Origin of the sequence: Rahnella sp. PAMC25617 (assembly GCF_050606005.1) — a bacterium.
Classification (GTDB): Bacteria; Pseudomonadota; Gammaproteobacteria; order Enterobacterales; family Enterobacteriaceae; genus Rahnella; species Rahnella variigena.
In genome coordinates, this window is record NZ_JBOCUM010000027.1 from 26,996 (window position 1) to 39,013 (window position 12,018).

A 12,018-nucleotide genomic window follows, 5' to 3' on the forward strand; every position below is an offset into this window, starting at 1 on the left:
TGATCCAACACATGTATGCCATCAAGAATAAAAGGTATTGGCCAAAGATATCATTGAAGATGGCAATGTTTATCGTAATTATATTCATATGCTCAATGCTTTGTTGCTCAAGCATATTCATTTTTGTGATGAGTGAAAGAACGAGCGGTGGGTCGTTGCAGCAGCCTTCTCGCACGTTCCAACCCGCAGCCAATACGCCAAATACGCTCTTCGAGAATCGTAGAAAACCTGCGCTTAAACAGGCAGTACAGTCTTCTGCCGTGAATCTTAAGCTGCCGTTAGTCCTCAAGGGGGTTCTGGCAAGCAGCGATAGCAACCACTCGCTGGCCATCCTGCATGGTCCTTCCGGTCAGCACAGCTATCGCGAGGGCGAGAAAATTGCTGATATGGAAAATGTCTACCTGCAGTCAGTCAAACCTGATGAAGTGTTAATACGTACACCGCGGGGAACGGTTACTTTATTCCTTAATGATAAATTAAGAGATACTAAACCTCCTGAACCGTTAAAAGTGAAGGCAAAAAGAGAACATGTAAAATACTTAATGCATTATTTAGTTGCCAACCCCATATATAAAGATGAGAAACTTACAGGTTATAGGTTTAATCCCAGAACAGGCAGTACTATTTATCTTAGAACGGGACTTATTCCTGACGAGGTTGTCATGAAAATAAACGGACAAGCTCTCGACGACATTACCACCGCAGAAAAACACATTGAGCAACTGGAAAGTCTGAGAGATGTGCAACTTACCGTTCTGAGAGAGAATCAGCTTCAGAATATCTATATAAATTTAGCTACTATCGAAACATCGTTGGATACAGAAAGTTATGAAGAAGTTCATTAACCCCCTCTTAGTAAAGGCATGCATATTATTTGCCACTCTTCCTGGAATTGTCCACGCGGAAGAATTTACTGCGAGCTTTAAGGGCACGGATATTAAAGAGTTTATTGACACCGTCAGTAAGAATCTCAACAAAACTATCCTTATCGATCCCTCCGTGCAGGGAACTGTTTCTGTAAAAAGCTATGATGTTCTGAATGAAGAGCAATACTACCAATTCTTTCTAAGTGTGTTGGATGTCTATGGTTATGCAGTGGTTCCGATGGATAACGGGCTGCTGAAGGTCGTGCGTTCAGCGAATGCCAAAATGTCAGGCGTACCTGTCGCGGACAAAAACCGTCCCGGCAAAGGAGATGAAATTGTCACCCGTGTCGTGACGCTTCGTAATGTGCCGGTCAGGGAATTGGCGCCTTTGCTTCGCCAGATGAATGACAGTACTGGAGTCGGTAATGTCGTTCACTACGAACCTTCCAATGTCTTACTTCTGACCGGCAGGGCTTCTGTGATCAACCGGCTTGTTGATCTGGTCGAACGCGTTGACACAATGGGTGACCAGCAAAGGCAAACCATCAAACTCAAATACGCCTCTGCGCCAGAAATGGCAGAGATGATGAATAACCTGATCCGCGAAGAATCCAAGGGACAATCATCTTCCATATTACAAGCCAAAATCGTCGCAGATGAGAGAACCAATACCTTAATCGTCAGCGGGCCAGAAGGCGTACGCAGCCGCGCAGCAAAACTGGTCAGCCAGCTTGATAAAGACCAGTCATCCCAGGGCAACACCCGTGTTTTCTATCTGAAATATGCCAAAGCAGAAAAAATTGTTCCCGTACTGACCGGTATCACGCAGGAGATGAAAGATGGCAAGTCGAGTCAATCAGGGAGTGGCTCTAACAAGCCGATGAGTATCACCGCTGATGAACAGACTAACTCCATCGTCATTACTGCACAGCAGGATGTAATGCAATCACTTGAGCAGGTCATTACCAAGCTCGATATCCGCCGTGCACAAGTGTTAGTCGAAGCCATTATTGTTGAGGTTCAGGATGGTAACGGACTCAACCTGGGTATCCAGTGGAGCAACGACAAATTTGGCGGAACACAATTTACCGGTACCGGAGCACCGATATCGACCGTTGCGGCTGGCGTACGGCAGTACAAAAAAGACGGTGTAATCAGCAGCGATAACCCGCTCAGTGGCACACTGCAAACTTTCAACGGCATGACAGCTGGTTTCTTTAGCGGTGACTGGAATGTCTTAATGACCGCCTTATCCACCAGTAATAAAAACGACATTCTTGCCACGCCGAGCATCGTCACACTCGATAATAAAGAAGCTTCATTCAACGTCGGTCAGGAAGTCCCTTCCCTCTCCGGTTCGCAAACCACATCCGGTGACAACATTTATAGCAGTGTGGTTTACAAAACCGTCGGCACGAAATTAAAGGTCACGCCACAAATCAACGAAGGTGACTCGGTGCTGATGGAAATCGAACAGGAAGTGTCTAGCGTGGATACCTCTACCAACTCTTCGCTGGGCCCAACCTTCAATACCCGCACTATTTCCAACGCAGTGCTGGTTCGAACCGGGGAAACCGTTGTGCTTGGTGGTTTGCTGGATGACAGTACCAAAGAAACCAAATCGAAAGTCCCTCTGCTGGGTGACATTCCGTGGGTAGGCAATTTGTTCCGCTATACCAGTACAGAATCAGCTAAACGCAATCTTATGGTATTTATCCGGCCGACAATTATTCGTGATGATGAGGTGTATTCCTCAATTTCTAACAAGAAATATTCACATTTCCAAAAGCTACAGAAAATACGTCAGGATGAAGATCATCAGGATCTGCTCACACCAAATACCCGTTCTGTTTTGCCGGATTACCCGGAAAGCACTGCACCTAAAACGTCCATTTCGGCTACACCAAATGACGGCAAACCTCGCAACCCGTTTAGCGGATAAGCCATGAACAGGGATATCGAATCGCTACAGGCTCCGCAAGCAGAACAGGTCAACCCTGCTCTGCCTTATAGCTATGCCAAAGAAAAAGGCATTACCCGGGTTGATAGCGTGCTTTTTTGCCGTCATGACATTTCAGTAGAAACGCTGCTTGAAGCGCGGCGGGTCATGGGTGAAATCACGGCGATTGAAATCGTGGACGCACAACTTTTCGATGAAAAGTTATCTGCAACTTACCAGCGCAGTAGCGGAGCCTCTCAGCAAATTATTGATGATATTGATAACGAGGTCGATCTTCTGTCTTTATCTGAAGAACTGCCTGACAACGAAGACTTGCTGGCCAGTGACGAAAACTCGCCGATTATCCGCCTGATTAATGCGGTGCTGTCCGAAGCAGTAAAAGAAGGCGCTTCAGATATTCATATCGAAACCTTCGAACGCATGCTGAGTATTCGGTTCCGTATCGATGGAGTCCTGCGCCAGATCCTGCAACCGGCACGCAAGCTGGCGCCGTTCCTCGTATCCCGTATCAAGGTCATGGCAAAACTGGATATCGCTGAAAAACGTTTACCTCAGGACGGGCGCATTTCGCTGCGTATCGGCCACCGGGCGATTGATATCCGCGTTTCAACCATTCCTGCTCAGTATGGCGAACGTGTTGTGATGCGCCTGCTGGATAAAAACAATTTATGCCTCGATATCCCTAAGCTTGGCCTGTCCCAACAGGATGAGCAACGGCTCACAGCATTAATCCACAAACCCCACGGGATCATTCTGGTCACCGGCCCGACCGGTTCCGGTAAAAGCACAACCCTGTACGCAGTGCTCTCTGCGCTGAACAATAACGAGCGGAACATTCTTACCGTAGAAGACCCGATTGAGTATGAGCTGGAAGGCGTGGGTCAGACGCAGGTGAATCCGCGTGTAGACATGACATTTGCTCTCGGGCTAAGGGCAATTTTACGCCAGGATCCGGATGTCGTTATGGTCGGTGAGGTCCGCGACAGTGAAACCGCTCAAATTGCAGTGCAGGCTTCACTGACCGGCCACCTGGTGATGTCAACTCTGCACACCAACAGCGCAGTCGGTGCCATCACTCGTTTACGTGACATGGGGCTTGAACCTTTCCTCCTCGCGTCGTCACTGTTAGGCGTGGTGGCTCAGCGCCTTGTGCGGCGCCTGTGCCCGCATTGTGCTCAACCCTCGCCATTGGATATCTCCCATATTCCTTTGTTCCGCTTTTTACCTGAGCCACCGGCCGCCGTTTTTAAAGCCGTCGGATGCGCACAATGTCATTTCACAGGTTATAAAGGCCGGGCAGCGATCCACGAATGCATGGTGGTCGATAATGCTATCCGTCAGGCCATTCATGAAAATCAGGATGAGTTTTCCATTGAGAACATTCATCGCATAAAGGCCCGGAGCCTGCGGGAAAATGGTTTGCTCAAGGCTATCAGTGGCGAAACCACTCTTGAAGAAGTGATCAGGGTCACCGCGGAACAAGAGATTACGACAGGGAACGCTGTCTGATGAGCCGCTTCTCCTTTCATTCCATCGATTCGACGGGCAAGACGCAACGTGGCGTAATTGAAGCCGAAACTCTCCGCCAGGCTCGCCAGATTATGCGGGAGCGAGGGTTAACGCTTGTTGAAATAAAGCAAGTCGGCAACTCGCTGACTGCCAGCAAGATGAAAAACAAAGGATTAAAAACCCGCGTCCCATCCCATGCTGTCTCATTATTTTCACGTCAGCTTGCGACATTAACCAATGCAGCCCTGCCCGTAGAAGCCGCTTTGGCCGTGATCGCCCGACAAACAGAGCACGCCGGACTCACGCAAGTACTTACAGCCATTCGTCATAAAGTAGTGGAAGGACACTCCCTTGCCGATGCTCTGGCTGATTACCCGCGCATCTTTGACCCGATGTTTAGAACGCTGGTCACCGCCGGTGAACGAACCGGACAGCTCGGTACCGTACTGGAAAAAATGGCGGATTATTATGAAATCCGGCAACAGATCAAAAGCAAATTGTCTCAGGCTATGATCTACCCGACCATGCTCACGATCGTCGCCATCCTGGTGATCATTATTCTGCTGGTTGCCGTCGTCCCACAAATCATCGAACAGTTTGTTCATATGAAACATACGCTGCCCATCACTACCCGCATCTTAATCGGCGTAAGTGGATTCCTGGAACGTACGTGGTGGCTGTTGGTCATTGGCATATTCGCAGCTGTCACTGCCTTAAAACTGCTTCTCCGCCGTCAAAACAACCTTATGCGTTTTCATACGGCGTTGCTCAGTGTTGCGGTTTTAGGCCCCCTTATCAGGGCGATAAACAGTGCGCGCTATGCCCGCACCCTCAGCATTTTGCAATCAAGTGGTGTGCCTTTACTCGATGCAATGAAAATCTCGACTGAAGGGATAACTAACCTGCGCATCCATTACCTGCTTGTCCAGGCGGCAGAACATGTCCGACAGGGCAGTTCGCTCTTTGCCGTGCTGGAACAGACGCGCCTCTTTCCGCCCATGATGCTTTACATGATTGCTTCCGGCGAACAAAGCGGACGCCTTGGCGAGCTCATGGCGCACGCGGCAGACAATCAGGACAAGCTGATGCAGCACCGGCTTTCGATGACATTAGCACTGTTTGAACCCCTGTTAATCGTCACGATGGCGAGCATCGTCTTGTTCATCATCATGTCGATTTTACAACCCATTCTCCAGCTCAATAACCTGGTCAGCTAAAGGAATAACCCAATGTTAAATATTCAAAAACATCATTCTGCTACGCATAAAAATCAACAAGGCTTCACGCTGATGGAGCTGATGGTAGTTATCGTCATCCTTGGCGTTCTGGCTGCTCTCGTCGTCCCTAATGTCATGGGTAACAAAGAGCGGGCGGATACGCAAAAAGCCATCAGCGATATCGTCGCTCTCGAGAACGCACTCGATATGTATAAACTGGATAATCACCGCTATCCGACAACCGAACAGACGCTTGAAGCCCTTGTCACCCTGCCCACGATTAACCCGTTGCCGGCCAATTATCGCAATGACGGATATATAAAACGTTTGCCCGCCGATCCATGGGGTAATGAATACATGCTGCTCAGCCCGGGTGAACATGGCGCTATCGATGTCTTTTCTGCCGGTCCAGATGGTGAACCTAATACGGCAGATGACATCAAGAACTGGGTTGAGAAGGATAAATAACCTTGTCTGCGGCTAAACAATCCGGCTTTACGCTACTGGAAATCCTGATGGTGCTGGCAATATTTGCCATTGCCGCTGGCGTAGTTGTCATGGTTTTACCTTCCGACAACGCCCAACTCCAGCGCGCTGAGCAGATGAAGACGATAATGGAATATGCTTCTGAACGCGCCGTGTTAGAAGGGAAGCCACTTGGGCTTTCCTTAACGGCCAGCGCCTATCAGTTCGTTATTTTGGGTAACGAGTTACGGCTCATTCCTGAGAGCCGTGAGCCTGAGTGGGCAGAAATAGACTCCGAGCGCATGCCGCTTAGTGGTGAATTTGAGAAAGAAGAAACTCTTTCACTCACTCCGTTGCCGCTCAACAAATCTATCGACCGGCCACCACAGATTGTTTTTATGCCCGACGGCACGCTTTCAATATTTGAACTCAGTTTCTCTTCTTCAGCATCTGGACCAGCCTGTTGCAGCATTGTTTCAGAAGGACGATTGCCTCTGATATTCAATGTGAGAAGGTCTGAAAAATAATGCGTATGCCAGTAAAACCTGACGCTAAAAGTCAGCAAGGGATGACTCTGCTTGAAGTGATCATCGCGCTCGCTATTTTCGCCACCGCCGCGCTGGCGTTACTGAACAGTATGAGTTCGCAAATGAATGCGGTAGAGCATTTCCGCACTACCCTTTTTGCCAGTTGGGTCGCCGAAAATGCTCTGGTAGAAACGCAGATCCAATCAGGAAAGAAAGAAAGGGAAACCGTCACGCTTGCAGGTCAGCAGTGGTTTGTTGAACAACAACATGCCGTTGACGCCGGAAACAAAATTCTCCTGAACCGCGCACTTGTTCTTGAGGCTGAAGGTGCCCATACACCGCTCCTTTCCGTCAGCAGCTGGACACATATAGCGACAGAGAAACCATGAGTAAAAGTCGCACAACCAAACAGCAAGGCTTTACGCTGATAGAAGTCATGATTGCGATGGCAATATTTGCGATGCTGAGCCTGCTGGCCTATCAGATACTTTCTGCATCGGTGAAAAACAGTGAAATAGCACAGGAACACACTGCACGGCTGAACGAAATTCAGACGGCATTTTCCCTGCTGGAACGCGACCTGATACAAATATTGCCAAGACAGTCCAATACAGAAGAGGCGTTCTTATCAACGACTGAGACTTCATTGCGCTTTACCACTATTGGCAGCTATGCGGCAGCGGAGCCTTTATCTGCAAGTGATTTAGCCCAGGTTGAGTGGTCAATCACCGACCACGCGTTGACTCGCAGTGTGAACCCCCAGCCTTCTCCGTCTTTATCTGATGCATCAACGCTTTCCACCTTGACCATGCTGACCGGCGTACGCACTTTGCACTGGCGTTTCTATTCCACCGGCTGGACTGACCGCTGGAGCCAGGCCAGCACTTTCCCTGCAGCCATCGAACTCATTGTCACTCTGGAAGACATGGGCGAAATACGCCGGCTCTTCCTCCTGCCAGCTGCACCCGGGAGCACAGTGGCTGAAGCTACGGGCAAAGCACCTGTGCCGGCAGATTCGGCGCCCGCACCGCAGGTTCCAATGAGTGGAGAGAGCATCATCAATGAATAAACAACAAGGCGTCGCACTGCTGATCGTATTAATGATCCTGGCCATCATGGCGGCATTAGCCACGAAAATGACGTTGCAATTTCAGGTCAGCCAGCAGCGTCAAAGCTGGTTGCTCAACCAGCAGCAATTACGCTGGCTAACCTTTGCCGCGGAGGAAATAGCATTGCCGCGCCTTCGGAAAGAGCTAACTGAAAACACGTATAACAATAACCTTGATCAGTTTGCCATGCAGGAAGGCGTTTTTAACGGGCGAGACGGTTTCTCCGTAAGCTACATTGTCGCGGATGGCCAAAACTGCTTTAACCTTAACAGCCTGCGTAATAACGAACCTGGCAAAACACAGGAAGATGAACCTTACAATACGCAGATATTGAAGCAGCTACTGCTCAATGCGCAGGCAACCTCCGTGCAAACTGAACGGTTCACTGACACTCTCAGCGATTATCTTGATACCGATAACGACATCCGCGCCGCCGGAGCCGAATCCGACTATTACGAGTCACTGACACCGCCACGTGCTGCGGCTAACCAACGTCTTTTTTCCCTAAATGAACTGGCATTACTGCCAGACCTGCCTCTTACAGCGTTGAAGCAAATACGAAATCAGCTTTGCACTCTCCCGGAAGAGTTCCAGCAAATTAATGTGAATACGCTGACCCTGGAACAGACACCCCTTCTGAGCGCCTTATTCCTCGGGGGCATTAACGAGGACGATGCAACGAAACTCATCGCTGCGCGCCCGCGCAGAGGCTGGATTTCAGTTGATGCTTTTCTGAAAGAGGTCAAAAAACAAAAGCTGACTCTGGAAGTACAAAGCGGGGAACTGAAACCGCTACTGACAGTTCGCAGCCAGTACTTCGTTCTCTATACGCAAGGCAAGTTCGAAGAACAGCAAAACACCATGAGCAGTTATGTGCAGTTCAATCCAAAGGATTCAAAAATCCAAATTTATCAGCGACGCTATCGGGTAATTGAGTAAATGGAATACCTTCAACCGGCCAACAGGCTGTTTATCAGAGCTGGCAGCACGCCAGAGCATTCACTCCACTGGTTCACGGAGTTGGCAGAAAATGATGAGGACATTCATCTGTTGCCGGAAGTTGAGCATTTATCAGAACTTGCCACACAGCCGTCAGCACAGAATGTCTGTCTGCTCATTCCTGCCAGTGAAGTTATTTTTCGACAGGTCACATTGCCGCCGCGCGCGGGTAAAAATACCCGCCAGATGATTGCCTGGCTGACGGAGGAAAGTATCGCCAGCGATGTCGATACCTTGCACTGGGTTGAGCTTTTTCGTGAGGAGCAGACTCTGTTTGTGGCGGGTGTTGAAGCTGAATTCCTGAGAAGTTGGCTACAGATAATTAGTGATGCCAGTCTGAAGGTAAGGCATGTCTATATTGATGCATTGCTTTTACCTCTGCCTGAAAAAGGCTGGTCGGCAGCCCGTATTGATCATCAGTGGCTGCTACGGCAGTCAGACTATTCGGGATGTCTGGCAGAACAGGTTTTACTCGATACACTGCTGGACATCGCAAAGCCAGAGTCAGTGCATTATCACGGGTTTGAACAGGATATCCCTGCTGACTGGATTCGCGCTGACCAGCCCATTCATCCTCTGATCATGATGAAAAATAACTGCCCGTCTGCCGTGAATTTACTTCAGGGCGAATTCGCCGTACGCGAAGAAGAACCTGCATGGGGCCGTCATTTACAGCGGATAGCAACAGGCATGGCGATATTCACACTTGTGTTGATTATCGGAACTAAATTGTTCACCTGGTGGCAAGTTTCACAGCAAGAATCATTATTGAAAAACGAGATGCTGGCGCTTCATCAGACCTGGTTTCCGCAGGACAAGCACACCCGCAATCTGAAGTTCTATTTCGAACAAAATATGAAAAAAGCACCCACGGCCTTTCTTCCTGCACTGGCAAAACTGACGGCTTACCAGGGCAAGATCCCACAAATTGCCATCGATAAACTGGCTTTCCAGCAGGAAACGAAATTGCTCACGTTGCAGATTACGACCGATGATCGCGCGGCAATTGATGATTTTGTCGAACTGACTGCCAGTGATTTTCACTTTGCCATTTCTAATTTAGCCACGTCATCAGCGGGCATCACCGCCACTCTCATTCAGCGGAGTAAATCATGAAACAGTGGCTGATGATGAAAAGTGAAAGTGAAAGGCGACTGATACTGATTGCCGTTTTTTTGCTGGCGGTGGCTTTTGTCTGGTATGGCATTTTAACGCCGCTCAACAATCAGATTGCCCAATCACGGATCCAGGTCAATACCCAACGTCACCAGCTGGAATGGATGGTTCAGCAAACTCAGCGTCTCGGGGCACCTTCCGGACTGCGAGTTAAGACAGAAAAGCTGACTGAAGTGATTAACACCTCAGCGGCGGGTTTATCCCTGCAACTTCCTAAGACTACTCAGAATGAACGGGGAGTTACCCTAAGCTTTGAACAGGTCCCTTACGCCACCCTTTTACGCTGGCTTGAGATCCTCAATAAGGAATACGGTATTCAGGTCGTGGCCATCTCAATAGTGACAGGTACCGGACCCACCGGAAGCGTCAGTGTTCCACTACTCACTCTGCGTTAACGGGCAGATGTAACAACAAGAGAGATGTTTCGTATGGACGGAGGATGGCTGCAATTGACTTATATCACCTCATTACCCGACGGGTTTTTTCACACCTGTGTCGCCGTTTTGGGATTGCTGCTGGGCAGCTTTCTTAACGTCGTCGTTTATCGCTTGCCGCTGATGATTCACAACGAGGGTCAACTGACCGGACATGGCTTTAATCTGAGCCTTCCGGCATCACACTGCCCGGCCTGTAAACATCCGCTAAAATACTGGCAGAACATTCCGGTGCTGAGCTGGTTGTTGTTACGAGGAAAATGCCATTATTGCGCAGCCGCGATCTCGAAAAGGTATCCTCTGACAGAAGCCGGTTGTGCTGCCATGTTCCTTGGTCTCTCGTTTCTGTTTACCACGCCCCTGAGTTTACTGAGTGCCTTACTATTATTTTGGTTTCTTCTGGCGCTTAGTCTGATTGACCTGGCCACTTACCTGCTTCCCGATCGGCTTACACTGCCACTGCTCTGGGCCGGTTTACTTGTTCATTCCATTTCCGGAGAAGTGACCCTTCAGGATGCATTATACGGTGCAGCCGCAGGTTATATGGCGTTGTGGCTTTTGTTCTGGGGAGTCAAAATCGTCAGTGGAAAAGAAGGAATGGGGTACGGTGATTTTAAACTGCTGGCCGCACTGGGTGCCTGGGTGGGCTGGCAGATGTTACCCTATTTATGCATTCTGGCTGCGCTGGCGGGGATTGTTTTCGCACTGGTGCGGATGGGTCTTTATAAAATGTCAGATCAAATCCCTTTCGGCCCTTGTCTGGCAATGGCCGGTGCGCTGATTTACATCAGCCAGGAAAGCAAAATAGTCTGGCTGATGTTTAGCTAAGACACCGGAGTTTATTGGGATTCTTCTTTCAACTGAGACTGAATGTAATTCTGGATGCCGATACGCCCGATTAATTCCAGTTCGGTTTCCAGCCAGTCAATGTGATGTTCTTCATCCGCCAGAATAGTAATCATTAAATCGCGGCTGACGTAATCATGAACCGAGTCTGCGTAAGCAATGCCTTCGCGTAAGTCCTTCGCCCCTTCGAGTTCCAGCAGCAAATCAGACTTCAGCATTTCCTCAACATCTTCACCAATATTGAGTTTGCCGAGATCCTGCAAATTTGGGAGGCCTTCAAGGAACAGGATCCGCTCAATGTAGATATCGGCATGCTTCATTTCATCAATGGATTCATGATATTCGATACCGTTGAGCCGCATAAGTCCCCAGTTTTTAAACATACGGGCATGCAAAAAGTACTGATTGATAGCAACCAGTTCATTTCCAAGAAGTTTATTGAGGTGTGCAATGACTTTTTTATCGCCTTTCATAGGTAACTCCTCCGTTCCGGTATCTAAAGCGTAGATCCGGTTCAGAGTAAGTCAAAAAAAAGGCACACTTTTTAACTAAGTATTTTTAAGCGATATTTTTGTATTCAGGAATTTGCTGTAATTCATCTTCCATTATCTGTCGTGCCATGCGAACACATTTGCCACATTGCGTTCCTACCGGAACAAAATTCCTTAGCTGTTGGAACGTTTGCGGCTGGTAACGCCTGACTGCCTGTCTGATCGTTTTATCACTGACTGAATTGCACAAACACACGTACATATAAACCACACTTCGCATAAATCTTGAACTAACTGTAAATGAGAATGGTTATTATTGCAAATGTAGTTTACTCTCTTTGCTATGCAAATTTAGGCAATAAAAAAGGGTGCCGAAGCACCCTTTTTTTGCTCTTAATTATCAGCGATTAAGCGATAAC

The 12,018-nt window shown here is 48.6% G+C and carries 14 protein-coding genes; 12 read left to right on the forward strand and 2 right to left on the reverse strand.

The window, feature by feature from the left end:
• Positions 1-11: 11 nt before the first annotated feature.
• Genes gspC through ACM615_RS23645 form a run of 12 tightly spaced genes read left to right on the forward strand, consistent with a single transcriptional unit; the run spans position 12 to position 11,090 of the window.
• On the forward strand, positions 12-845 hold the full coding sequence (gene gspC / locus ACM615_RS23590) for a type II secretion system protein GspC (protein WP_129639365.1): 834 nt from the start codon (positions 12-14) through the stop codon (positions 843-845).
• Positions 829-2,808 (forward strand): type II secretion system secretin GspD, encoded by a 1,980-nt coding sequence (gspD, locus tag ACM615_RS23595; protein ID WP_132967358.1) that lies wholly within the window; start codon positions 829-831, stop codon positions 2,806-2,808. Before gspC ends, gspD begins: the two co-directional genes overlap by 17 nt.
• A gap of 3 nt (positions 2,809-2,811) precedes the next feature.
• Positions 2,812-4,335 (forward strand): type II secretion system ATPase GspE, encoded by a 1,524-nt coding sequence (gspE, locus tag ACM615_RS23600; RefSeq protein ID WP_431012602.1) that lies wholly within the window; start codon positions 2,812-2,814, stop codon positions 4,333-4,335.
• Entirely contained in the window at positions 4,335-5,552 is a 1,218-nt protein-coding gene (gspF, locus tag ACM615_RS23605) for a type II secretion system inner membrane protein GspF (protein ID WP_431012603.1), read from the forward strand. The genes gspE and gspF overlap by 1 nt, the downstream gene beginning before the upstream one ends.
• A gap of 12 nt (positions 5,553-5,564) precedes the next feature.
• Entirely contained in the window at positions 5,565-6,020 is a 456-nt protein-coding gene (gspG, locus tag ACM615_RS23610; protein ID WP_129639369.1) for a type II secretion system major pseudopilin GspG, read from the forward strand.
• Between the two features lie 2 nt (positions 6,021-6,022).
• Positions 6,023-6,544: a type II secretion system minor pseudopilin GspH gene (gene gspH / locus ACM615_RS23615; protein ID WP_129639370.1), complete on the forward strand. Its 522-nt coding sequence runs from the start codon at positions 6,023-6,025 to the stop codon at positions 6,542-6,544.
• Positions 6,544-6,933 carry a type II secretion system minor pseudopilin GspI gene (gene gspI / locus ACM615_RS23620; RefSeq protein ID WP_112288128.1) on the forward strand — a complete coding sequence of 130 codons (390 nt, stop codon included), beginning with the start codon at positions 6,544-6,546 and terminating at the stop codon, positions 6,931-6,933. The genes gspH and gspI overlap by 1 nt, the downstream gene beginning before the upstream one ends.
• Complete coding sequence (gene gspJ / locus ACM615_RS23625) at positions 6,930-7,613, forward strand: type II secretion system minor pseudopilin GspJ (protein WP_132967351.1); 684 nt, start codon at positions 6,930-6,932, stop codon at positions 7,611-7,613. The genes gspI and gspJ overlap by 4 nt, the downstream gene beginning before the upstream one ends.
• Entirely contained in the window at positions 7,606-8,592 is a 987-nt protein-coding gene (gene gspK / locus ACM615_RS23630; protein ID WP_129639372.1) for a type II secretion system minor pseudopilin GspK, read from the forward strand. Before gspJ ends, gspK begins: the two co-directional genes overlap by 8 nt.
• Complete coding sequence (gspL, locus tag ACM615_RS23635) at positions 8,593-9,768, forward strand: type II secretion system protein GspL (protein WP_159282938.1); 1,176 nt, start codon at positions 8,593-8,595, stop codon at positions 9,766-9,768.
• On the forward strand, positions 9,765-10,223 hold the full coding sequence (gene gspM, locus ACM615_RS23640; RefSeq protein ID WP_129639374.1) for a type II secretion system protein GspM: 459 nt from the start codon (positions 9,765-9,767) through the stop codon (positions 10,221-10,223). Before gspL ends, gspM begins: the two co-directional genes overlap by 4 nt.
• A 33-nt stretch (positions 10,224-10,256) precedes the next feature.
• A complete protein-coding gene (locus tag ACM615_RS23645) occupies positions 10,257-11,090 on the forward strand; it encodes a prepilin peptidase (RefSeq protein ID WP_431012604.1) in 834 nt (277 codons plus the stop codon).
• An 11-nt stretch (positions 11,091-11,101) separates the two neighbouring features.
• On the opposite strand, the gene bfr is transcribed toward ACM615_RS23645, so the two are convergent.
• Both bfr and bfd read right to left on the reverse strand, forming a co-directional pair.
• Positions 11,102-11,581 (reverse strand): bacterioferritin, encoded by a 480-nt coding sequence (gene bfr, locus ACM615_RS23650; protein ID WP_014333589.1) that lies wholly within the window; start codon positions 11,579-11,581, stop codon positions 11,102-11,104.
• An 85-nt stretch (positions 11,582-11,666) separates the two neighbouring features.
• Positions 11,667-11,861: a bacterioferritin-associated ferredoxin gene (gene bfd, locus ACM615_RS23655; RefSeq protein WP_112288122.1), complete on the reverse strand. Its 195-nt coding sequence runs from the start codon at positions 11,859-11,861 to the stop codon at positions 11,667-11,669.
• Positions 11,862-12,018: the final 157 nt, after the last annotated feature.